The 23,166-nt window shown below is 63.5% G+C and carries 14 protein-coding genes, 1 tRNA gene and 2 pseudogenes; 10 read left to right on the top strand and 7 right to left on the bottom strand.

Translation table 11 applies throughout. From position 1 onward, the window contains the following. The first annotated feature begins 327 nt into the window (after window positions 1-327). From adiC to DYST_RS13510, 3 genes and pseudogenes are all read left to right on the top strand, one after another. Window positions 328-1,670: pseudogene (gene adiC, locus DYST_RS13520) on the top strand (arginine/agmatine antiporter). A gap of 41 nt (window positions 1,671-1,711) precedes the next feature. Further along, complete coding sequence (locus DYST_RS13515; RefSeq protein ID WP_239946199.1) at window positions 1,712-4,012, top strand: Orn/Lys/Arg decarboxylase N-terminal domain-containing protein; 2,301 nt, start codon at window positions 1,712-1,714, stop codon at window positions 4,010-4,012. Window positions 4,013-4,367: 355 nt separating this feature from the next. After that, window positions 4,368-5,270, top strand: a complete 903-nt coding sequence (locus DYST_RS13510) for a cation diffusion facilitator family transporter (protein ID WP_239946196.1) — start codon at window positions 4,368-4,370, stop codon at window positions 5,268-5,270. 16 nt (window positions 5,271-5,286) lie between these two features. Here DYST_RS13510 and DYST_RS13505 read toward each other — a convergent pair whose 3' ends face one another. Both DYST_RS13505 and DYST_RS13500 read right to left on the bottom strand, forming a co-directional pair. Further along, a complete protein-coding gene (locus DYST_RS13505; protein WP_239946195.1) occupies window positions 5,287-6,138 on the bottom strand; it encodes an alpha/beta hydrolase in 852 nt (283 codons plus the stop codon). 135 nt (window positions 6,139-6,273) lie between these two features. Next, the gene (locus tag DYST_RS13500) at window positions 6,274-8,535 is read right to left on the bottom strand and encodes a TonB-dependent receptor (RefSeq protein ID WP_239946194.1); all 2,262 of its coding nucleotides are present in this window, start codon (window positions 8,533-8,535) and stop codon (window positions 6,274-6,276) included. A gap of 205 nt (window positions 8,536-8,740) precedes the next feature. Here DYST_RS13500 and DYST_RS13495 point away from each other — a divergent pair. Further along, a pseudogene (locus DYST_RS13495) lies at window positions 8,741-13,296 on the top strand (DEAD/DEAH box helicase); the annotation flags it as partial. A gap of 233 nt (window positions 13,297-13,529) precedes the next feature. Here the strand turns inward: DYST_RS13495 and DYST_RS13490 are convergent. After that, window positions 13,530-13,901: a nuclear transport factor 2 family protein gene (locus tag DYST_RS13490; RefSeq protein WP_239946190.1), complete on the bottom strand. Its 372-nt coding sequence runs from the start codon at window positions 13,899-13,901 to the stop codon at window positions 13,530-13,532. A gap of 167 nt (window positions 13,902-14,068) precedes the next feature. Between DYST_RS13490 and DYST_RS13485 the strand changes: the two genes are divergently transcribed. Then, window positions 14,069-14,144, top strand: a tRNA-Ile gene (locus DYST_RS13485). Window positions 14,145-14,325: 181 nt separating this feature from the next. Here the strand turns inward: DYST_RS13485 and DYST_RS13480 are convergent. Beyond that, window positions 14,326-14,985: a response regulator gene (locus DYST_RS13480; protein ID WP_239946189.1), complete on the bottom strand. Its 660-nt coding sequence runs from the start codon at window positions 14,983-14,985 to the stop codon at window positions 14,326-14,328. Window positions 14,986-15,187: 202 nt separating this feature from the next. On the opposite strand from DYST_RS13480, the gene DYST_RS13475 reads away from it, so the two are divergent. The 5 genes from DYST_RS13475 (at window position 15,188) to DYST_RS13455 (ending at window position 20,910) form a co-directional block, all read left to right on the top strand. Further along, window positions 15,188-15,541 (top strand): hypothetical protein, encoded by a 354-nt coding sequence (locus DYST_RS13475; protein ID WP_239946188.1) that lies wholly within the window; start codon window positions 15,188-15,190, stop codon window positions 15,539-15,541. A 138-nt stretch (window positions 15,542-15,679) separates the two neighbouring features. Next, window positions 15,680-16,471: an alpha/beta hydrolase gene (locus DYST_RS13470; protein ID WP_199178893.1), complete on the top strand. Its 792-nt coding sequence runs from the start codon at window positions 15,680-15,682 to the stop codon at window positions 16,469-16,471. A gap of 72 nt (window positions 16,472-16,543) precedes the next feature. Then, window positions 16,544-16,888: a hypothetical protein gene (locus DYST_RS13465; protein ID WP_239946187.1), complete on the top strand. Its 345-nt coding sequence runs from the start codon at window positions 16,544-16,546 to the stop codon at window positions 16,886-16,888. A 136-nt stretch (window positions 16,889-17,024) separates the two neighbouring features. After that, a complete protein-coding gene (locus DYST_RS13460) occupies window positions 17,025-20,078 on the top strand; it encodes a sensor histidine kinase (RefSeq protein ID WP_239946185.1) in 3,054 nt (1,017 codons plus the stop codon). Between the two features lie 226 nt (window positions 20,079-20,304). Then, window positions 20,305-20,910: a hypothetical protein gene (locus tag DYST_RS13455; protein WP_239946184.1), complete on the top strand. Its 606-nt coding sequence runs from the start codon at window positions 20,305-20,307 to the stop codon at window positions 20,908-20,910. Between the two features lie 12 nt (window positions 20,911-20,922). On the opposite strand, the gene DYST_RS13450 is transcribed toward DYST_RS13455, so the two are convergent. The 3 genes from DYST_RS13450 to DYST_RS13440 all read right to left on the bottom strand — a co-directional run bounded on the left by DYST_RS13450 (window position 20,923) and on the right by DYST_RS13440 (window position 23,068). Next, window positions 20,923-21,732, bottom strand: a complete 810-nt coding sequence (locus DYST_RS13450) for an aminoglycoside N(3)-acetyltransferase (RefSeq protein WP_239946183.1) — start codon at window positions 21,730-21,732, stop codon at window positions 20,923-20,925. Window positions 21,733-21,751: 19 nt separating this feature from the next. Next, the gene (locus DYST_RS13445) at window positions 21,752-22,189 is read right to left on the bottom strand and encodes a carboxymuconolactone decarboxylase family protein (RefSeq protein ID WP_239946182.1); all 438 of its coding nucleotides are present in this window, start codon (window positions 22,187-22,189) and stop codon (window positions 21,752-21,754) included. 129 nt (window positions 22,190-22,318) lie between these two features. Beyond that, a complete protein-coding gene (locus tag DYST_RS13440; protein ID WP_239946180.1) occupies window positions 22,319-23,068 on the bottom strand; it encodes an SDR family oxidoreductase in 750 nt (249 codons plus the stop codon). Between the last annotated feature and the right edge of the window lie 98 nt (window positions 23,069-23,166).

Raw genomic sequence — 23,166 nt, 5'->3', positions numbered from 1 at the left:
CGCACATGACGACAATCAAACTTCATGGTGTCACCCGACGCGTGCAGGGACCGATGGACGTCGGTCGTAATGCAGTTCGGGCCCAGGGGTGGTGTGGCGCTTCCCTGTATCCGGGTGACAGTGAGGTCGGTCCGACATGGAGTGTGTCCCCCGATGATCCTGCGAGCCGTACGAGGCGTGGCCAACATCACGCGCATGGAACCACGCGTGTCAGGGACGGCGTTCGTCGTTTTCCCCACGCAACTATTTTTATCGCCGTCTTCGCTTCGCGCCCTTTGCGCGACGGCGGGCACGCGTTTGACCCCTTGACCTATCGGGAGCCACGTCATGGCAGATCAGAAGCGCAAGATTGGCGTTGTAGCGGCTACCTTCCTGGTGGCGGGCAACATGATGGGCTCGGGTGTATTCCTGTTGCCGGGCAGCCTGGCCAAGATCGGCACCGTGTCGATGTGGGGCTGGGTGGTTACCACCATTGGCGCGCTGTTGCTGGCCTTTGTATTTGCCAAGCTGGGGCGCCTCGCCCCCAAGGCGGGCGGTCCCTATGCCTACGCGCGTGATGCGTTCGGCCCCTACATGGGCTTCCAGACCAACACCATCTACTGGTTCGCCAACTGGATAGGCAACGTGGCACTGCCTGTCGCGGCAGTGGGTTACTTCAGCTATTTCATCCCTGCGTTGTCGCAACCGATGGTGCGCACCGTCGTGGTGCTGGTGCTTATCTGGCTGTTTACCTTCGCCAACATCCTCGGCGCGCAGGTGGTCACGCGCATCCAGTCGATCACCACGTCCTTTGCGCTGATACCGCTGTTTGGTATCGCCATCTTCGGCTGGTTCTTCTTCAAGAGCGACCTGTTCTCCGGCGCATATAACGTCACAGGCAAGGGCGATTTCCAGGCGATCTCCGGTGCGGCCTCGTTAACGCTGTGGGCCTTTATCGGCGTGGAGTCCGCGTCGGTGTCGGCTGCAGTGGTGAAGGATCCCGAGAAGAACGTCGCCATCGCCACCATCGCAGGCGTGGCACTGGCTGCCGTGGTGTACATCTCCAGCTCCGCCGTGATCATGGGCATGATCCCCAACGATCAGCTTCAAGTAGCCGACGCGCCCTTCGCGCTGGCGGCGCAGGTCGCCATCGGCAACATCGGCGGCGGCGTGGTGAGCCTGTGCGCGGCCCTGGGTGCCGGCGGCTCGCTGGGCGGCTGGATCCTGCTGACCGCGCTGAGCGCCAAGGCCGCCGGCGACGATGGCCTGTTCCCGAAGATCTTCAGCAAGGCCAACAAGGACGACACACCCGTGCAGGGCCGCTGATCGTGGGCGTGCTGATGTCGCTGATCGTGCTGGTCACCGCCGCGTCACCGTCGGCATCGGAACAGTTCGAAGTGATCACGCAGGCAGCGGTGGTGCTCACCCTGTTGCCTTACATCTATTCCTGCGTTGCCTGCTATTTCGCCGTGGATTTGAGTCACACCACAGTGCACACGGGCATCTACTGGGTGCTCACCAGCATCACCGTGGTGTATTGCCTGTGGGCCATCTTTGGCACCAACGGCCAGATGGTGACCTACGCCTTCCTCTTCATGTTGTTTATCAGCGTGTTCTATCCGTTCTTCAGCGAACAGCGCCGGAAGGATAAGGCCTCACGGGCCACGCTACCCGGCACGCCGCGCACCTGATCATCGTTTCCCCTCGCCCCCGCGTTTGATGGAGTCTGCACATGTATTTCAACGCCCTGGATTACCCCGTCGTCATCATCGATGCCGACTACGAATCGCCGCGTATCAACGGCATCCTCATCCGCGCGCTGGCGGACGAGATCCGCGGCTACGGCCATCGCGTATTGAGTGGCCTCACCATGAGCGACGCGGAAGCGGGTGCGCGCACGTACAACGCGGCGTCGGCGGTGCTTATCTCCATCGATGGCGAAGAGGAAGGCCCGCACCAGTTCGACCGCCTGTACGAGTTCCTCAACACCCAGTTGGCCTACCGCGAGAACCTGCCCATCTTCCTGTACGGCGAGCGCCGCACGGTGGAGCAGATTCCCACCAAGCTGCTGAGCATCACGCACGGCTTCATCTTCCTCTACGAAGACACCAAGGCCTTCATCGCCAAGCAGATAATGCGTGCAGCCGACGAGTACATGGACAACTTGATGCCGCCTTTCTTCAAGGCGCTGGTGCATCACGCGGCGGAGTCGAACTACTCGTGGCACACGCCGGGCCATGGTGGCGGTGTGGCGTTCACCAAGTCAGCGGAAGGGCGTGCCTTCCATCAGTTCTTCGGTGAGAACACCTTCCGCAGCGATCTATCCGTGTCAGTGCCGGAACTCGGTTCGCTGCTCGACCATACCGGCCCGGTCAAGGCCGCCGAAACGGAAGCCGCGCGCAACTTTGGCGCGGACCACACCTTCTTTGTCACCAACGGCACCTCGACGGCCAACAAGATCGTGTGGCACGGCACGGTGGCACGTGGCGACGTGGTGTTCGTGGACCGCAACTGCCATAAATCGCTGCTGCACTCGCTGGTGATGACGGGCGCAGTGCCGGTGTACTTCATACCCAGTCGCAACGCGCACGGCATCATCGGCCCAATCAGCCTGGATCAGTTCGATCCCAAGGCCATGGCCAAGGCCATCGCGGCCAATCCGCTGGCCAGCAAGGTGGCCAAGGCCAAAGGCAAGGACTTCAAGCCCAAGATCGCCGTGGTAACCAACTCCACCTACGACGGTCTTTGCTACAACGTGGAAAAGATTGCCAAGGACATCGGCGGCGGCGTCGATTTCCTGCATTTCGATGAAGCCTGGTACGGCTACGCCGCCTTCCACGAGATGTACGACAACCATTACGCGATGGCCAAGGGCAAGCCGCGCGATCAGGACCCCATCATCTTCGCCACGCAGTCCACGCACAAACTGCTCGCGGCATTCTCGCAAGCCTCGATGATCCACGCGCGTAACAGCCGCACGCGCGCGCTGGACGCAGAGCGCTTCAACGAGTCCTTCATGATGCACACGTCCACCTCACCGCACTACGGCATCATCGCCTCATGCGATGTCGCCTCGCGCATGATGGAAGGACGCGCCGGCCGGAGCCTGATCGAACAGATGCATAAGGAAGCCATTGCCTTCCGTCGCGCCGTGCTGCACGTGGGCGATGACATCAAGAAGGGCGACTGGTGGTTCAGCGTATGGCAGCCGGATGGCCTGCAGGAACGGCTGGACGAGGGCGAGCGCGCTGGCCAGCCCGTCAGCACCAAGCAGGCCGATTGGAAGCTGGCGCCCAAGGCCGCGTGGCATGGCTTCGGCGAACTGGCGCGCGATTACGTGATGATCGACCCGATCAAGGTCACCCTGGTGATGCCGGGCCTGACCATGGACGGCAAGACGCAGAAGCAGGGTATTCCCGCCGCGGTGGTGAGCCGCTTCCTGTGGGGACGCGGCATTACGGTGGAGAAGACCAACCTCTACTCCTTCCTCATCCTGTTCTCCATGGGTATCACCAAGGGCAAGTGGAGCACGCTCACCACCGAGCTGCTGGCCTTCAAGGAGCTGTACGACGCCAATGCGCCGCTCAGCAAGGCGCTGCCATCGCTAGTGCAGGAGAACCCCACCGCGTACGCCAACACCGGTCTGCGTGAACTGTGCGACGCGCTGCACGCGTTCAACACCAAGAACAAGGTGGCCCAGGTGATGCGCGAAACGTACGTCGAGCTGCCCGAGCCGGTACTCGCGCCGTGGGAAGCCTACGACCGCCTGGTACGCGGCGAGGTGGAGCGCGTGGAGATCGACAAGCTGGCCGGCCGCATTGCTGCGACCATGTTGGTGCCATACCCGCCGGGCATCCCGGTGATCATGCCGGGCGAAAAATTCGGCGCGAAGGATTCGCCGATCATCGAAAGCCTGCGTACGGCCAAGGAGCAGAACGAGCGCTTCCCCGGCTTCGAGTCGGACATCCACGGCTTGATCATCGAGCAGGATAAGGATGGCCCGCGGTATGTGGTGGAGGTGTTGAAGAAGTAGGTCGAGAGGCGCGCCAGCCATCCAGGCAGGCGCGCCCTCAAGCTCGTCATTCCGGCGCACCCCGGAAAGGGGGCAAGGGCCGGAATCCAGTAACCGTCGTATCCGGTTTTCGCCGAGCGTCGTGCGAAAACCCGACGTGGTCGCCACTGGATTCCGGCCTGCGCCGGAATGACGATGTCGCCTAACCGGGCTCTGGTGGTGAGGCTGAAGGCAGCGCGAATAAGGCCGAATACTTCGTCACATTCCTATCCCTCACCGTCATTCCGGCGAAGGCCGGAATCCAGTGCCTTTGCTCTTGGCCTTCCAATCGCCACTTCCCGCACCCGACCCTTCAAGCTACGTTCGCTCCATGCCCATGGACAACTCCCGCGAACAACGCCTGCTGCGCCTTTCCATTGGCATCACGCTCTTGGTCGGCGTGGCCTGCGTCGCCGTGGGTGTACTGATGCAATCACAGGCCATCGCATTCGATGGCTTCTACTCCTTGGTGGACGTAGTGCTCACCGCCGGGTCGCTGGCGGTATCGCATCTGGTCACCAGCGAGGGGAGCCGCCGCTTCCAGTTCGGCTACTGGCACCTCGAACCACTGGTGCTGGTGTTCAACGCCGCTGTGCTCACCGTCATTTGCAGCTACGGCGGCTTTACCGCCTTGCATGGGTTGATGACTGGCGGCCACGAACTGGCTTTCGGTTTCGGTGCCGCGTGGGCCGCTGTCATGGGCGTGGCGAGCTTCGCCATGGCGCTTTATGTGCGCCGCGAATCCAAAGCGCTCGGCTCGGTGTTGTTACAGCTCGATGCGAAAGGCTGGTTTATCGGCGGCGCCATCAGCCTCGCGGTGCTGGTGGGTTTCGTACTGGCCGCGGTGATCAAGGGCGGTCCGTTGGACGACTGGACCCGCTACATCGACTCTGCCGTTCTGCTGTTACTGACCTTGGCCTTGTTGCCGCTGCCGTTGAGTAGCCTGTGGCAGGCATTGCGCGAAGTGCTGCAATTGGCGCCCGATGCACTCGATCAACGCGTACGCGACGTAATGGAGTCGCTGGTGCAGGAGCGCGGCTACCTCGAGTTCACCAGCTACGTGGCCAAGATCGGCCGCATGCGCTTCATCGACATCCACATCCTGGTGGAATCGTCGCGGCCCTTAGGTGATATGGGCGATGTCGACGAGGTGCGTAGCGAGATCGCCCGCCGCATCGGCAGCGACATCCGCGTCGAATGGCTCACCATCGTCTTCACCGGCCGGCGGGAGTGGCTGTAACTGCCGTAGCGCGGTGTCATCCCCGCTTCTGCAGCCAATCCCCCAGTTGCTTCAACACTTGGCTGCGCGCCGGCTCCGCCTCGTTGAACAGCTCGTGATAGAGCGCATCGAAATAGCGTGTGGTGAGCTGGCTGCCCGCCCAGTTGCCGGAGGAGAAATCCCGGCTGCCGGCAGGGTTCACCAGTTTGTCCGAGCCTGCCACCAGCAGCAGCGTCGGAATAGCGAGCTTGCCGGCATCCGCCACCGAGGCATCGCCCGCGCGGAAGATGAAATCCGCCAGCCGCGGCGTGATCCAGCCATGGCGCAGCGGATCGGCGCGGTAGGCCGACTCTACCTGCGGGTCGTGCGAGAGCTTGTCGAACGGCAGCCCGTTGGGCAGCGGCAGGCTGGGCAGCACCTTCGCGAGCACCGCGGCCAGCTTCTGCCGCCATGCCGGCTCCCAGGTGCGCAGGGCAGGGGAGGACAGCACCAGGGCCGGCGGCTCCAAGCGGCGGTCGAGCACGCCGCGTGCGGCGACCAGCCCGCCCATGCTGTGGCCGAGCAACAGCGGGCGCTTGGGCTGGGTGTTGGCGTAATCGTTGTAGACCGTGGCCAGGTCTTCCAGCAGGTCGTTGCCATGGGACAGCGCCCCGCGTCGGCCGGGTGTCTGGCCGTGGCCGCGCTGGTCGTAGCTGCGTACCGCGAACCCTCGGGTCCGGAACCAGGTGGCTAGGCGCTGGTAGCGGCCGCTGTGCTCACCCAGCCCGTGCACGATAAGCACTGCGTCCTGCGCGCGGCTGTTCGGCCAGTCGCGCACAAACAAGGGCTGGCCGTCGGCCATGGTCAGGAGTTGGCTGCGTTCGCTGCCGTGGTCGCCCGGGTGGTTCACATCGCGTTCTCGACGGGAAAGCCTCGCATTCTGCAACAAGCCGTGCGGGTTTTGCCTCCTCGCCGTGCAGGCAAAGAAAAAGGGAGCGGCAAGCCGCTCCCTTGATGCACTGCACGATCGGCGCTTGGCGGCCGATCAGAAGTCCGCGCGGAACTCCACGCCAATGATGCGCGGGTCGTTGACGAACGCGGTGCGGTTGTCGAAATCGATCGCACCGGTGATGTACTGCTTGTTGGTGATGTTGCGGCCGTACAGGGCGATCTCGCGCTTGCCGAAATCCCAGTTGTAGCCCACGCGCACACCACCCTGAAGCATCGGCTTGCCGCGGAATTCTTCCGAGTCATACAGGAAGAAATTCACCTCGCTGCGGTAGGTCCAATCGGTGTAGATGAAGAACTCACCGCTCTCGCCGTACGGGATGCCGTAGCGCGCGGTGAGGTTGCCGATCCACTCCGGTGCATTCGGCAGCGAGTTGCCGTTGATCAGCACGTTGCCGTTCGCATCCAGCGGGTTGAGGATGGTGCAACCTGCGCCGCACGGCGCCACCGCCAGGGTCGGGTCTTCCAGCTTGGTGTGGTTGTAGCTGCCGCCGGCGGTGAGGATGAAGTTCGGCGTGACATACGCCTCCATATCGAACTCAGCACCGTGGCCCTGCGTCTCCTTCGCATTCACCAGGCGCGTCACGTTCAGGTCGCCGCCCACTGCGGTGAGCTGCTGGTTGTGCATGGTGTAGTCGAAGATGTCTGCATTGAAGCGCAGGCGGTTGTCGAAGCTGGTGGTCTTGACGCCCAGTTCGTACGAGGTGATCGTCTCCGGCTTGGCCTGCGAGATGAAGTCCGCGAAAAGCACGCGGCCCTGCACGCTCGGCGCGCGGAAGCCGTTGGCGACGCGGCCGTACACGTTGACGTTCTGGTTAACCGCCCACGTACCGGTCAGGTCACCGCTCCAGCGCGAATCGTGCGGGTTGGCGCCCAGCGACAGCGGGCCGGAGCCGATCGGCGACAGGATGCGGTCCACGTGGAAGTCACGCGAGTCGTGCGACCAGCGCGCACCGGCGCGCACATCGAAGTCGTCGGTGAGGTGGTAGTCGGTGGAGCCGAACAGCGCATACGCGGTGGTCTTCTGACTCTGCTGCGCGTAACCATCCAGTGCGTGGTTATCGAGCGTGTTGTAGTCGTAATTGACGATCGCGATGTTTTCGTTGAAGTAGTACGTGCCCACCTGCCAGTTCAGGCGATCCTGCGGATTGCTCGCCAGGCGGAATTCCTGCGTGATCTGGCGATCGTGCGGCAGCGCATCGGCCGTTTCCGACGGGAACGGCGTCACGTATGGCAGCTGACTCGGGTTCTGCGCAACAGCGATACCGCCGTCGACGTCGCCGAGGCTGTACGTGTCGGCCTTCTCGAAGCCGGTGATCGAGGTGAGCGTGTAGTCACCCAGATTCCAGGTGAGGTGCACATTGCTGCCCCAGGTGAACAGGTGCTGGCGGTTGTTGCCATCCTGGTACACCACGTTGCGATCGAAGCCCGGCACAAAACTATCCGAGCCCAGCGGAATCGCGTTGGCGCGGTTCACCATGGCACTGCCGTCGAGCCAGCGCGCGTGCACGTTGATCAGTGCGTTGAAATCCTGCACGTCATACATGGCCTGGAAACGCACGGCGCGGTCGTTATAGCCGCCCAGCGCGTCCTTCTTGCCGGTGTAGTCGTTGTCGATCCAGCCGTCGCGATGCTGCGCCAGCGCCGACACACGGCCCGACCAATTGCCGCCCAGCGAACCGCCCAGTGCGGCTTCAGCATTCGCCGTGCCCTTGGTGCCGTACGACGCCTTGGCGTAGCCGCTGGTTTCCTGGCTCGGCTTGGCCGAGTCGAACTTGATCACGCCCGCCGGCGAGTTACGGCCGAACATGGTGCCCTGCGGACCGCGCAGCACTTCCACCTGCGCCAGGTCGAACAGCGGGAAGCCCTTGAGGATGGGGTTCTCCTGCACGATGTCGTCGTACACCATCGACACCGGCTGCGACGAGTTGAGATCAAAGTCGCTGTTGCCCAGGCCGCGAATATAGAAGCGCGGGAATTCGCGACCGTACGACGTCTCGGCATACACGCTCGGCGCGCGGCCGGCCAACTGCAGCACGGTGTCGCCGGCCTGCCCGTAATTGCCCAACTGTTCCGGTGTCACCACCGTCATGGAGACCGGCACTTTCTGGATGTTCTCGACGCGCTTTTCAGCGGTCACGTTGACGGTTTCGAGCTGAACGGGCTTGCCGTTCTGGCCCTTCGCCGGAGCGGCGGCGGGCGGATTGGCGTCCTGAGCGAAAGCCGTGTTTCCCACGGCAAGGGCGCTGGCAATGGAAAGGGCGAGCAACGCGAAACGCGTCGGGCTGGCGGCGGTCATTGAGTTTCCCCGGAGGATTGGAAGACAAGAAGCTGGAAAGTGCAGCAAGAAAACGCCGCAAGAATCGATCGCAAGAAGCGGCTTAACGATATTGTCACGTAATTCTGGCAGGGACTGAAGCGTAAAATCGTGCGATTTGTTGCTAAACGCACTTGACAGCCCCATGTGTCTCTCTCTGAGAGCGCGTTGCGCGACACTTAAGTCCATGCCCCTGCACGATTTTCATCCGGCCGTGGCCGCCTGGTTCCAGGGAGCCTTTCCTGAACCGACGGCACCGCAAAAAGCCGCATGGCCGTCCATACGGTCAGGCCGCCACACGCTGGTCGCGGCACCGACAGGTTCCGGCAAGACACTCACCGCCTTCCTTTCCGCCATCGACGCCCTGGTGCGCGAAGGCGTCGCCAACAACGGCGCATTGCCCGACGCCACCACCGTGGTCTACGTGTCGCCGCTGAAAGCGCTTTCCAACGACATCCGCATCAACCTGGAAGCACCGCTGGAAGGCATTCGCGCCGAACTGCGCAAACTGGGCCTTCCCGATGTAGACATACGGACGGCCGTACGTACCGGCGACACGCCGCAGGCCGAGCGCAACGGGATGCGCAAACAGCCGCCGCACATTCTCGTCACCACGCCGGAGTCGCTATACATCCTGCTCGGCTCGGAATCCGGCCGCGCGATGCTGAAGGCCACGCGCACCGTGATCGTGGATGAAATCCACGCCATCGCATCGAGCAAGCGTGGCGCGCATCTGGCGCTGTCGCTGGAGCGGTTGGAATCGCTGTGCCAGCGGCGTTTGCTGCGCATTGGTTTGTCGGCAACGCAGAAACCTATCGAAGAGGTCGCGAAGTTCCTCGTCGGTGCACATGCTGTACTCCCTCTCCCCTCCGGGGAGAGGGTTGGGGTGAGGGGCCAATCTGGCGATACCGCCACAAAGAAGCGCAAGCCCGCTTCGAAAACCACCGAAGCAAACCCCACCCCCCTCACCTCCATCATCTCCCCCAAGGGGAGAGGAAGAAAACGCCGTCAACATCATCGACGTCGGCCACACCCGCCACCGCGACCTTGCCATCGAAGTCCCACCCGTTCCCCTCGAAGCCGTCATGTCCAACGACTGTTGGGAGCTGGTCTACAACGGCCTCGCGCAGCTGGTGGAGTCACACCGCACCACGCTGGTATTCGTCAACACACGCCGCATGGCCGAGCGTGTGTCGCGGCACCTTTCCGAGCGCCTCGGCAAAGAAGCCGTCGCCGCCCATCACGGCAGCCTTGCCAAGGAACAACGCCTCGACGCCGAGCAACGCCTGAAGCGCGGCGACCTGCGCGTACTCGTTGCCACCGCCTCGCTGGAACTGGGCATCAACATCGGTGATATCGACCTCGTCTGTCAGCTCGCCTCGCCGCGCTCAATCGCCGCCTTTCTGCAACGCGCGGGCCGCTCCGGCCACGCAGTAAACGGCACGCCCAAAGCGCGCCTGTTCCCCACTTCGCGCGATGACTTGGTGGAATGCACTGCACTGCTCGACTGCGTGCGTCGCGGTGAACTCGACACCCTGATCCAGCCGCCGCAACCGCTGGACGTGCTCGCACAACAGATCGTTGCCGAAGTCGCCTGCCAGGAATGGAGCGAAGACGCGCTGTACGACACGCTGCGCGGCGCGCATCCCTATCGCGATCTACCGCGCCAGCAGTTCGACGACACCGTGCGCATGCTCGCCGACGGCTTCACCACACGACATGGCCCGCGCGGCGCGTACATCCACCGCGATGCCGTGCACAAACAACTGCGCGCGCGCCGCAATGCACGCCTCACGGCCATCACCTCCGGTGGTGCCATTCCCGACACCGCCGACTACCTCGTGGTGCTGGAACCGCAAGCCACCATCATCGGCTCGGTGAACGAAGACTTCGCCGTGGAAAGCCTGGCCGGCGACATCTTTCAGCTCGGCAACTCCAGCTACCGCATCCTGCGTGTGGAGCGTGACCGCGTGCGCGTGGAAGACGCGCAAGGCGTGCCGCCCAACATCCCGTTCTGGTTGGGCGAAGCGCCGGGCCGCACCGCCGAGCTTTCGCATGGCGTGTCTCGTCTGCGCGAAGAAATTGCCACGCGCCTCGATGATGGCGGCGTGCCCGCCGTTATGCACTGGCTGATGCACACGCTGGGCATGAGCGAAGCCTCAGCGCAGCAACTCGCTGATTACATGGCTGCTGCCAAAGCCGCACTCGGCGTGCTGCCCACACAACAGACCTTGGTGTTTGAGCGCTTCTTCGACGAATCAGGCGGCACGCAGCTCATCATCCACACGCCGTGGGGCAGCCGCATCAACCGCGCGTGGGGCCTCGCGCTGCGCAAGCGCTTCTGCCGTCAGTTCAATTTCGAACTGCAAGCTGCCGCCACCGAAGATTCCATCGTGCTGTCGCTATCCACCAGCCACAGCTTCCCGCTGGAAGAAGTGTCCCGCTACCTGCACTCAAACACCGCCGAACATGTGTTGATCCAGGCGCTGCTCGATGCACCACTGTTCCCCGTGCGCTGGCGCTGGAACGCCACCACCGCGCTCGCACTGCCGCGCTTCCAGGGTGGCAAGAAAGTGCCGCCGCAATTGCAGCGCATGAAAAGCGAAGACCTGCTCGCCACCGTCTTCCCCGATCAGGCCGCGTGCCTGGAAAACATCGTCGGCGAGCGCGAGATTCCCGACCACCCGCTGGTCAACCAGACCCTGCACGACTGCCTGCGCGAAGCGATGGACATCGACGGCCTGCTGCACATCCTGCGGGGGCTGGAAGAGGGCAGCATCACCGTGGTCGCGCGCGACTTGGCCGCACCCAGTCCGCTCGCGGGCGAAGTACTCACCGCCGCACCCTACGCCTACCTCGACGACGCCCCGCTGGAAGAACGCCGCACACAAGCCGTGCAATCCCGCCGCTGGTCCGACCCCGAAAGCGCCGACGACCTCGGCCGCCTCGACCCGGAAGCCATCGCCTCTGTGCGCGAAGAAGCGTGGCCGCAAGTGCGCAGCGCTGACGAAATGCACGAAGCCCTCACCATCCTCGGCGGCATCACCCAAGCCGAAGCCGATGCGAATGAAGGCTGGAACGCATGGCTCAAGGCCCTCGCAAAGAATCATCGTGCGACGCTCCTCAGCTCCCTCTCCCCTCCGGGGAGAGGGTCGGGGTGAGGGGCCAACCTCGCCTCAGTCCAGCGCTTCGACCAGCGCTGAAAACATCTGGACCACCGCCGAACACCTCCCCAAATGGCAGGCCGTTCAGTCCAACGCAGCCCTAAACCCACCCATCGACGCCCCCGCCGACTACGCATCCCAACCGTGGTCCCGCGAAGATGCCCTGCTCGAACTCGTTCGAGGCCGCCTCACCGGCGCCGGCCCCATCACCGTCGCGCAACTCGCCCATGCGCTGCACGTTGAGTCCACCGACATCGATCTGACCCTGCTGCGCCTGCAATCCGAGGGCTACGTGATGCAGGGCCACTTCACGCCCGGCACCACCGACGTGGAATGGTGCGAACGCCACCTGCTCGCGCGCATCCACCGCTACACCATCGGCCGCCTGCGTCGCGAGATCGAACCCGTCAGCCGCCGCGACCTGATGCGCTTCCTGTTCGACTGGCAACACGTCGCACCCGGCGCACGCCTCAGCGGCCCGGATGCACTGCCCGCCGTACTCACCCAGCTCGAAGGTTTCGAAGCAGCCGCCGGCGCATGGGAAAGCGAACTGCTGCCCGCACGCATCGACGACTACTCCATCACCTGGCTGGACGAACAGATCCGCGCCGGCCGCGTGAGCTGGAGCCGCCTGCGTAGCGGCAACGGCAGTGGCGGCGGCCCCGTGCGCGCCACGCCCATCGTGCTGCTGCCACGCCGCAGCCTACCCGTGTGGACCAGCGCCGCCGCCCGCGACGGCGACACGCAGGAAGTCATCGTCTCCTCCCGCGCCGAAGCCGTGCTCGACGCACTGCGCGACCACGGCGCGCTGTTCTTCGACGAACTGCTCAGCGACACCCACCTCCTGCGTACCGAACTGGAAGATGCCCTGGGCGAACTCGTCGCCGCCGGCCGCGTCACCGCCGACAGCTTCGCCGGCCTGCGCGCACTGCTCGTCCCCGCCGCCAAACGCGACGCACACCGGCACCGTCGCCTACGCCGCCACATGCTCACCGGCATCGAAGACGCCGGCCGCTGGTCCCTAGTAAGGTCAAACCGCGCATCGCTTCTCCCCTCCGGGGAGAAGCTGCCCGGCAGGGCAGATGAGGGGCGGGTGCTCGCGAAAGCATCTCCTAGTTCCGCGAAACTTGATCAAGAGCCCTTAGAACACATCGCCCGCAGCCTCCTCCGCCGCTACGGCGTCATCTTCTGGAAACTGCTCGAACGCGAAGCCCCATGGCTCCCCAGTTGGCGCGAACTACTGCGCGTCTACCACCGCCTCGAAGCCCGCGGCGAAATCCGCGGCGGTCGCTTCGTCGACGGCCTAGTCGGCGAACAATTCGCCCTACCCGAAGCCATCACCCGCCTGCGCGCCATTCGCCAGCAGCAACCCAGCGGCGAACTCGTCCTCATCAACGGCTCCGACCCCCTCAACCTCGCCGGCACCGTACTCGCAGGCAACAAACTCCCCGCCGTCACCGGCACCCGCGTGCTCTACGAAGACGGCGTACCCGTAGCCGCCTGGGTCGCCAACAAACCCCAATGGCTGGTGGAATCCACACCCACCCAGCAACAACACTGGCGCAACGCCCTGCTGCGCCGAACGGACCTGGGCAGCTTAAAAGCCGACGCTCAGGCTGCCGGCTTCGATCACTAATACGCCCCAGTTCCCAATCTCGTCGTTCCGGCGTAGGCCGGACGAGCGCGTAGCGCGAAGAACGCCCAAAGGGCGGCCCCGGAGGGGCGAGCAGAGCGAGTAATCCAGCGCCTTAGGGTGCGATCTTCGCGAGGCGCCTATTCGACTCTTGGGGGAAGGCGAGGGCAACCAGCCCCTCACTCACTGTAATCCCCGATATAAACCAACAACCCATCCCGCTGCCTAAACTCACTACGCCCATTCAACGTAATCGACTGCCCCGCCCGCACCCCGTTAGGCAGATCCACCGCAAACGTCCCGTCGAACAGAATGTGCGCCGTCGCCGTCCCATCCCGCTCTTCATAAGCCAGGATCACCTGCCGCCGGGCCGAAAACAGAAAGCTCGAACTCTCCGCCAGATGCCGCAACTCGTCCGCACCCAGCGTCCGCACACTCAGCACCCCAGCGGTGTAGTTCTCAAACACCACCTCGCGATGCATCGTCGCCACCATGCCGTTAACGTCAATGCGGTTATAGGCAGCCAGGTAACGTTCGATCAGCTCGCGCATGGCGCATCCTTCAAAATCAGGCGCCAAACCCGGCGCGACAGCGCAAAGTCTACGTTACCCGCCCCGTCCCGCCGAATTTCCAGCCAAACCTGACCCCGCCCCCGTCGACGCCCCCGCCAACCCCCGCTACCATGTCCGCCCCACACCGGCGCAACGCCGGCACGCATGGGCCTATAGCTCAACGGTTAGAGCAGGGGACTCATAATCCCTTGGTTGTAGGTTCGAATCCTACTGGGCCCACCAATTCGCGGCATCGAGCGATGGGTGGTATCACCGACTCGTAGGAAAACGTCTCTGCCCCCGTTTTCAAGAGCTAGGGGCTTAGCGTAGCGAGACGATGGTCAGGCGATATGCCCACTTGGCTCTATCTCATTGTGCGAAGCACGCAATCGTAATCGATGGGGTTCTCCGCTGACGATCAAGCCTATCGGAGGTTTCCGATTCTGTCTTTTGGAATGGTAGGCTGTTTACAGAGGATATCGATAATCCCGCGCCGCGCTGCGATCACCACGGCCTGCGTGCGATCACGCGCACCTAGCTTGGCGAGGATGTTGCTGACGTGCGATTTGGCGGTTTCTTCGCTGGTACGCATGCGGCAGGCGATCTCTTTGTTCGACAAACCGAGCGCAATCAGTCGCACTGCTTCCAGTTCGCGGGCGCTCAGTGCTTCGTCCATCATGTGCGCGGCGATGATGCCGGCGACTTCACCCGGCAGGTAGTGCTTGCCTTGGTGCAGTTTGCGGATGGTGTCCAGTAGGTCGGCGCGCAGCATGTTTTTCAGCAGGTAGGCGGAGGCGCCCATCTTCATGGCGCGGATCACTTGCGCGTCGCCGCTGTAGTTGGTGAGCACGATGATGCAGGCGCCGGGGAATTCGCTGACGATGGCGCGGATGGCTTCTTCGCCGCTCATGCCGGGCATCTGCAGGTCCATCAGGGTGACGTCTGGGCGATGCGCGCGGAATTTCTCGATGGCTTCCGGGCCGCTGGAGGCTTCGGCCACAACGGTCATGTCGTCTTGCGAGCCGATCACCGCGGCAACGCCTTCGCGCAGCAGAGGATGATCGTCGACCATCAGTATGCGCATGCGCGGCACCTTATTCGCCCGTGGGGCGTCGTGGCGTGCATTCTGTGAGAGGCGCTGTGCTGGGTCAAACGCTTTGACGGCATGCCGCGCAGGGTTTGCCGCGTGTTGCTCAAGTCACGCGCGCCTATCCCCCGATTGGGGGATGTCCCGTTCCCGCAGATGCGGCTCGCGGTGGCTGCGCGCTGCTGCCTAGCATGGCGATATGCAACGCCTTTACTCCATGTTTCCGCAGGGATGGCCGGGGCTTGGGCTGGTGCTGTTGCGCGCGGTCATCATCCTGCAGTTGGTGATGACTCTGGGGCCTCAACCGTCGACCTGGCGGGTAGCCATGACGACCACCATCATTCTGGCCATTTCGCTGGGCATCCTCACGTCGGTGGCCAGCTTGTGGTTGCTCGCGTGGTTGGGTGTCGCAGGTTTTCAGGCGGGCTCGATATCGGCGGACATGGTGTGCGAGGCGCTACAGGTCGCCGCGCTGATTCTGCTGGGGCCGGGGGCGTACTCGGTGGATGCGCGCATTTTCGGGCGACGCATCGTTGAGGTTCCCAAGTCATAGCCACGTGCTGCGCAGGGGTGCGGGTGGGTGGGAGAAGGGTTCGACAAAGGCACGTGGGCACATCTCATGAGCCGCGTGCGGGCTGCGTTACAGCGCCGTTGCCCGTATGCATTTCATTGCGCTGTAGGAGCGTCACATATGAACCTGACTAAGTACTTGGCGGCGGGTGCAGTGGGTTGTGCCATGGTGATGGCGGGCGGTACGGCGCGCGCGGACGATGCGCGTCCTTCGATCGTGCTGGTCCATGGCGGTTTCGTTGACGGATCGGGCTGGAAGGGCGTGTACGACATCCTCAAGCAGGATGGGTATCAGGTCAGCATCGTGCAGAACCCCACCAGTTCGCTGGCCGAAGACGTGGCTTTCACCAAGCGCGTACTCGATGCGCAAAGCGGCCCGGTGGTGCTGGTCGGGCACTCCTACGGTGGCGCTGTGATCACCGAGGCAGGCAATGCGCCCAACGTGAAGGCGCTGGTCTACATCACGGCGTTTGCGCCGGATACGGGCGAGTCGGTGCAATCGCTGCTGAAGGATCCGCCGCCGGGCGCGCCGGTGCCGCCCATCCTGCCGCCGAAGGATGGCTGGCTGATGCTGGATAGCGGCAAGTTCGCGGCGTCGTTCGCCGGTGATCTGCCGCCGAAGGAGGCCGCCTTCATGGCCAATTCGCAGGTGCCGTGGAATGTGGCCGCGCTTGGCGGAACCATCACGCAGGCCGCCTGGAAAACCAAACCGGCGTTCTACCTGCTGGTGGATGGCGATCACATGATCCCGATCGAGGCGCAGCGCAACATGGCCAAGCGCGCACACGCTACGGTGGCGAACACCAAGGGCAGCCATGCGATCTATGTATCGAACCCGAAAGTGGTGGCGGCATTGATCGAGCAGGCGGCGAAGAGTGTCGCGACGAACAAGGTCGCGCAGGTAACGAAGTAAGCGTTGCTGCAACGTTGGGAGGCTCCGCCTGGGGCCTCCCTTTCTTCGTTGGATGGATACGGGAGCCACCTCATGTCGGACACCCGATCGGCCTCTTCTTTTGCGCTTGGGCAGCCAGCCACGCGCGTGCGCTTCTCATCGATGGCGCTGGTGGTTTCGCGCGATCAACCCGTGTGTGCTCCGGCGACGCCATGCTGCCCCGAGCTTCGCGCAGTGCCGAACATCCATAAGGATGCGATGGCAGTGATGGCCATGGGGGGCGATATCGAAACCGACCGATACCTGTTGCAGGCGTGGTACAGCGGTGTGCCTATTGGCGAGCTTGGTGGGTGTACGGCGGCGGAGTTGGTTGCGCGTGGGGAGGCTGAGCGCGTGATGGGTTTTCTCAGGGCGATACGGGAGGGCTGGCGCGACTGAGGATCACGAGGTGGTGTGCATTCGCACATGCCTTCGCGCGATCTTGCGTACTATCCTCGCCCGCACATCCATCGGCTGGGGAGCCGACGGTCTAAGCCTGAGCACCGCAGTGGCGTTTCATGTGGGGGGAGCGAGCATGGGTGGGGAGACCGGCGGATTCCGTTGTCGTTGCCTTGCCCGTTGGGCATGCCGTGCGCTATCGGCGATGCTGCTGGCAGGCCTGATTTGGTCGGCCAGCGTACCCGCAGCGGATGCGCCCGCGCCGCGCGACATCAGCCAGTGGCATCACACCGCATGGACGTTTGCCGGTGGAGCGCCGGGGCAGGTGTCGATGCTCCACCAGTCGAGTGATGGCTTTCTATGGCTGGGCGCGGCGCAATCGCTTTATCGCTTCGATGGCGTGAAGTTCGAGCGCTTTGTGCCTGACGATGGTCAGCCGATCACGTTCTCCTTCGAGATCACAGACACACCGGATGGCGGTATGTGGATCGGCTTGGCCGCCGGCGGCATTGTCTACCTCCACGGCCGCCATGTGGTGCGTTATGGACCGGAGCAAGGCGCGCCTTCGGCCACGGTGCAACAGATCGTGGTGGGCAGCGATGGGCGCGTGTGGGCCGCCAGTCCGCGCGGACTGTATTTTCTTCAGGGTCAGCGCTGGGAAAAGGCCGGTCCTGCGCAGGGGTTTCCCGGCAGCAGCGCCAGCCGTTTGCTGCTGGATCGCAGCGGCGCACTCTGGGTGGCGGCAAAGACTCTGCTGCGTATGCCGCGCGGGGCCACGTCGTTCGTCGATACCGGCATCAAGGTGGCCTTTGTCTACGACATGGTGCAGGCGCCGGACGGGTTGATCTGGGCGGGCCAGCCCAATCGCGTGGGTCCGGTCGCCATGGCGGACGGCACGGCCTACACGGGTGATGTGCATTACGCGTGGGATTCCGCCGGCATGGTGTTCGATCGCGATGGCACGTTGTGGTTGAGCACGCTTGGCAACGGGTTGAAGCGATTGCGCTTGGACGCACACGGCAGCGTGATACCCGATGCCATGGTGGATACGTACACGGCGAGCGAAGGGCTGAGCGCGGACTACGCGTGGCCCATCCTGCAAGACCGCGAGGGGAACGTCTGGGTGGGCACCAGCGCGGGGCTGGATCGCTTCCGGCAAGGCGCGTTGCTACCGCAACCATTTCCGCCGGGTTCCCATGATTTCGCGCTGGCCGCCGACGGTAGGGGCGGCATCATTGCTGGCACCACCAACCATCCACCCATGCTGTTGGCGGATGGGCAGGTGACAACGCTGCTGCCGGAAAATGCGAAGCCCGACGCGCCGGTGCGCGCGGCGTATCGCGACGAACGCGGTCGTGTGTGGTTAGGCAGCGATGCGGGTCTATGGATATGGGAGGGCGGGCACCTCACTCAGGTCGCCGCGTTGCCGCCGGTCGCGGGTAAGAGCGAACAAGTGCAGGCCATTACCAGTGACTATGACGGCGGCGTGTGGGTGGCGCTGTTGTATCAGGGTCTTTGGCATTGGCGCGATGATCAGTGGACCCACCTGTCCGACAAGGCGCCCACGGCCATCCTGTCGAGCCCCGACGGGACGCTGTTGGCGTTGAGCCATGTGCTGCAACACTACGAGAAGGACGTGCTGGTGCGCTCTATCGACCTGTCGGCCTTACAGGTGGTGCAAACCACGGTGCTAGGGGCAGGCAATGGCCACACATGGGTAGGCAGCGCCATGTACTGGGGCGTGTATGACGGCAAGGCCGTACGCCGCATCCGCAGCAAAGGCGATCAAGTCTGGGGCATCGGCGCGTTTATGGAAACGCCGCAGGGCGATCTGTGGATCGATGCCGTGCCAGGTATTTTCCATGTGCCGGCGGCGGAGGTGAAGCGAGTGCTGGCCCAGCCCGATGCGGTTCTCAACGACTTTGTCAGCTACGACTATCTTGATGGTCTGCCCGGCCGGCCATCGATGATACGGCCCATACCCGGCGCTGTTCGCGCGGATGACGGTACGCTGTGGTTCTCCACCAGCAACGGTGTCGCGTCGATCGATCCGGCGCATCTTCCGCACAATCCGCTGCCGCCACCCATCAGCATTACGGCGGCGCGCATCGACAACACGAATGTCGATATCGACCACGCACTCAGTGTGCCACCCGGTGCAACTAACCTCGAAGTGCACTACACCGCATTGAGTCTCACCATGCCCGAACGCGTAGCTTTCCAATACAAGTTGGAGGGGTGGGACAAAGACTGGCAGGACGTGGGCAATCGCCGCACCGCGTACTACAGCGACCTGTCGCCAGGGCAGTATCGGTTCGTGGTGCGTGCATCCAACAACGATGGCGTGTGGAACAACGACGGTGCTTCGCTCGGCATCGCGGTGCGGCCCGCGTTCTACCAGACCTGGTGGTTCCGGCTTCTTTGCATCGTCGCCGTTGTGTTGTTGCTCGGGTTGGCGTTGCGCGCACGGCTTCTTTACATGGAGCGCAGCGTGCGCGAGCGCCTGGAAGTGCAGCACGCCGAGCGCGACCGCATTGCCCGCGAAATTCACGACACGCTGCTGCAGGGCGTGCAGGGACTGGCGCTGCGTATCCAGTCCGTGGCCAATCAGATTCCGCGCGAGCAACAGGCGCGGCACGCCTTAGAGGGGGAGTTGGACCGCGTAGACATGGTGGTTTCCGAGGCGCGCAAACGCGTTCTGGATTTGCGCACGCACACCACGGAGCATTTGCAGGAAGCGCTGGCGCAGGTGGCTGGCATCCTCGCCGTCAACAGCACGATGGATTTCCGCGTGCTGGTGGAAGGCCGGCCGCGCGCATTGCGGTCGGGTGTTCACACGGAAGTGCTGTCGATCGCCAAGGAAGCGATGTTCAACGCCTTCCTGCACTCCAAGGGCAGCTTGCTGGAAGTGGAGATCGCCTATCTCGGCAACGCCTTGCGATTGCGCGTCCGCGACAACGGCGTGGGCATGACGGAACAACTGCTGCAGTCAGGCCGACCCAACCATTGGGGCTTGGGCGGCATGCGTGAGCGGGCCGAGGAAATCTCCGCGAAGATCCACATCTGGTCACGCGAAGGCGAAGGCTGCGAGATCGAACTGACCGTGCCGGGCAGCGTGGCTTTCGCGGCCCGGGAGCAGCTGTGGCGGCGGTGGCTGGCGCGCATCCATGTCTCCACGATGGGTGCGTAGAGAACCTCCGAGTCGCGCACATGGCTGCGCGGCACCATTCCTTACGGTGGTTGGGGTGAGTGCGGAGTTTCGAGGTAAAGCGGACATTGCGAAACGGGCGGAGCATGCGAACCATCGGCACGCCCGGCTTCGGTGTGCTCGCAGCATGGCGGAGCAGGGCTTAGCGTGGACCAGAAGCCCTTCAGGATTTCATCACATCACGGTATGAACTCAACAGGAGGTCAGCGTGCATCGCATGAAATGGCAAGCATCGAAGCTCGTTCTTTCCCTGCTTATCGGGGTGGTGTCATTCGCCGGGTGGCTATCGTCGAGCGCGGCGGCTGAAGCTCCCGCGAACCCGACGGCTGTCTTCGCCACGCCACCGCGTGACGGTTCCCATGATTTCGATTTTCTTATCGGCGACTGGAAAGCTCATGTTCGCCGGCTGCCCGATCGCCTGAACAACTCGACGGCCTGGGACGTGTACGACGGCATCTCCAATCATCACAAGCTGCTCGACACCAATGCCAACTTCGAACAGTTCGAGGTGACCAGCCCGGACAAGAAGCTGCACATCAAGGCGCAGACCATGCGCATGTACAACCCGGATACGCATCAATGGAACATCTACGGCCTGGACCTGGACAAGGGTGAGCTCGATGCGCCGGTGATCGGTGAATTCCACGGCAACCGCGGTGAGTTCTACAACCACCAGACGTGGAAAGGGCGCACGATCCTGGTTCGCTGGATGTGGCTGAACATTTCACCCAAGGCGGCACGGATGGAGCAGTCGTTCTCTCCCGATGGCGGCCAGCATTGGGAGGTGAACTGGATCTGTGAGTTGAGCCGTTAGCGATCCGCGCTGCTAGCGGAGTGCCACTTTTTTCGCATCGGCAAGTAATGCATCAAGGCGTGTCGTCGCGAAATCGACGAACGGTCCGCTGGCCATGAGCTGGCAGGGCGCAGATGCGATGCTTCGGTGACGGATCAGGCCGGCTGCGTCGGCATCTGCGCCGACTTGCGGAAAGAAACGCCCGTTGTCGTCGCCGACATCGGGCACCTCCATCCATACGCCTTCACTAGCGTTTTCGTAGGGAAAGCGGCGGCGTTTGGTGCGATGGCGTGGCGTCAGCGATTCCGCGTAGTGAAGGAACGTGTTGCGGTTGTGACCCACGCCGAGCAGCAGAATATGGGCACCCAGCTCGTATAGCCTCTCGAATGGCGACTGCTTGCCTAAAGCATAGGCGAGCGGGTGATCAGCCGTGATGGTTTCGGCGTGGGGCCCGATGGCGGCAACCGAAGCCTGCGGGTGGAAGCTGCGCCGATGACGCGCGTCAGCAAGCACGGCATTCGGCACCGCGCCCATCAGTGTTGGAGTGGTTCGGTGGAACAGTGGCACGTGCGATCCGAGGGAATCGCCTGGCAGGCTACTCGCCTCCCCGTCGTGGGGGTGCGGGTCGGAAATCTGCGGCGTAAAGGTGGGCACCACCAGCGTCCCTGCATCGCCCATGCAACCCAGCAAGGCCTCCACCACCGCCGCGCCGCCTCCGATCACATTGCCGAAGGCGGACAGCGACGAATGCACGATGACCACGCCTCCCCGCGGAACGCCAAAGTCCTCCAAAGCCTGCTGCAGGAAGGCGGTATCGACGGGCGGGTGAGGTTGGTTGCGCATGGGTGGTGCGTTCCAGGATTCAGGCGGGCATCTTGCGGAAGCCGATGGCAATGCGGTTCCAACCGTTGATCGCCACCACCAGCAGGGAGAGGTCGGTCAGCTCTTCGTCAGAGAAATGGGGGCGCACTGCTTCCCACACATCATCCGGCACGTGGTTCTCGCTGACCAGGGTCAGCGCTTCGGTCCAGGCGAGCGCGGCGCGTTCGCGCTCGGTGAAGAACTGTGTTTCGCGCCAGCCGGGTAGGGTGGCCAGGAGGCGCGGGTTCTCGCCGGCCTTCAGGGCATCGGACGAGTGCAGGTCCATGCAGTAAGCGCAGCCGTTGATCTGTGACGCACGCAGGCGCACCAGCTCGATCAGCGGTTTCTCCAGCGCGCTCTGGGCGATGCGCTGTTCCAGGCCAACCATTGCCTTGATGGCGGCGGGGTTGGCCTTGTAGTAGTCGAGGCGTTGACTCATGGGGATTCTCCAAAGCGGTGGGGATCGGGGATACGAGATGAGGCGTCGTGTCCGATTCTGTGTTGGCGGATGACGTTCTTTTCAAGCGGTGATCGTGGCGGGTAGGGAGCCCGCCACGATCACCTTGTTTCACAGCTGACTCATGCCGCCATCGGCGATCACTTCGGTGCCGACGATAAAAGCCGATTCGCGCGCGGTGAGGTGCAGCACGGTCGCGGCGATCTCTTCCGGTTTTCCAAAGCGACCCAGCGGAACCTGCGCCTGGATATGCGCGGCCACTGCATCCAATGCGGAGGCGTCGACGCCGAGCTTGTTGTAGAGCGGCGTGCTCACCGGCCCGGGGCTCACCACGTTCACCCGCACACCGCGCGGCAGCAGTTCAGCGGAAAGCGTGCGTGCCAGGCTCACTAGCGCGGCCTTGCTCGCGGCGTAGATCGATGTGTCCGGCATGCCGATATGCGCGTTGATGGAACCGTTGATGACGATGGCCGCGCCCTGGTTGAGCAAGGGGAGCAAGGCCTGCAATTGGAAGTACGGCCCTTTTACGTTGGTATCGAAGATCTGATTCCACAATGCTTCGTCCGCGTTCTCCAGCGAAGCGAACTTGGCGATGCCCGCGTTGACGAAGACGGCATCCAGGCGCAAGCCGCGATGGGCCAGTTCGTCGGCCAGCGCCTTGGCGGCCGGCAGCGAGCCGGCATCGTTCGCCAGGGCCACGGCTTGTGGGCCGATGGCGTCGGCAGCCTGCGCCAATGCCGCCGCATCGCGGCCGGTGATGACCACGCGGGCGCCTTCGGCGGCATAGGCCTTGGCGGCTGCCAGCCCGATACCGCTGCTGCCGCCCGTGACGAGTACGGTCTTATCTGCAAAACGTTTCATGGTGGTGACTCCAAAGGATGGTGGGAACGGTTGCCATCCTGCGCGTCGGCGGGGGCTTTGCCGTACGATGGAGCAAGCGCAGACGTTCGAAGGTATCG

The sequence above is a fragment of the Dyella terrae genome (assembly GCF_022394535.1).
Lineage (GTDB): Bacteria > Pseudomonadota > Gammaproteobacteria > Xanthomonadales > Rhodanobacteraceae > Dyella.
This window is presented reverse-complemented; position numbering and strand designations above follow the sequence as displayed.

Bases quoted from the DNA above. Each gene is read 5' to 3' on its own strand.
- DYST_RS13490 (WP_239946190.1), bottom strand. From the start codon at position 13,901: ATGCGCGAGCTGATCGAACGTTACCTGGCTGCCTATAACCGCATTGAC.
- DYST_RS13465 (WP_239946187.1), top strand. From the start codon at position 16,544: ATGTCGGACACCCGATCGGCCTCTTCTTTTGCGCTTGGGCAGCCAGCC.
- DYST_RS13450 (WP_239946183.1), bottom strand. From the start codon at position 21,732: ATGCGCAACCAACCTCACCCGCCCGTCGATACCGCCTTCCTGCAGCAG.
- DYST_RS13515 (WP_239946199.1), top strand. From the start codon at position 1,712: ATGTATTTCAACGCCCTGGATTACCCCGTCGTCATCATCGATGCCGAC.
- DYST_RS13440 (WP_239946180.1), bottom strand. From the start codon at position 23,068: ATGAAACGTTTTGCAGATAAGACCGTACTCGTCACGGGCGGCAGCAGC.
- DYST_RS13445 (WP_239946182.1), bottom strand. From the start codon at position 22,189: ATGAGTCAACGCCTCGACTACTACAAGGCCAACCCCGCCGCCATCAAG.
- DYST_RS13510 (WP_239946196.1), top strand. From the start codon at position 4,368: ATGGACAACTCCCGCGAACAACGCCTGCTGCGCCTTTCCATTGGCATC.
- DYST_RS13470 (WP_199178893.1), top strand. From the start codon at position 15,680: ATGAACCTGACTAAGTACTTGGCGGCGGGTGCAGTGGGTTGTGCCATG.
- DYST_RS13500 (WP_239946194.1), bottom strand. From the start codon at position 8,535: ATGACCGCCGCCAGCCCGACGCGTTTCGCGTTGCTCGCCCTTTCCATT.
- DYST_RS13480 (WP_239946189.1), bottom strand. From the start codon at position 14,985: ATGCGCATACTGATGGTCGACGATCATCCTCTGCTGCGCGAAGGCGTT.
- DYST_RS13460 (WP_239946185.1), top strand. From the start codon at position 17,025: ATGGGTGGGGAGACCGGCGGATTCCGTTGTCGTTGCCTTGCCCGTTGG.
- DYST_RS13475 (WP_239946188.1), top strand. From the start codon at position 15,188: ATGCAACGCCTTTACTCCATGTTTCCGCAGGGATGGCCGGGGCTTGGG.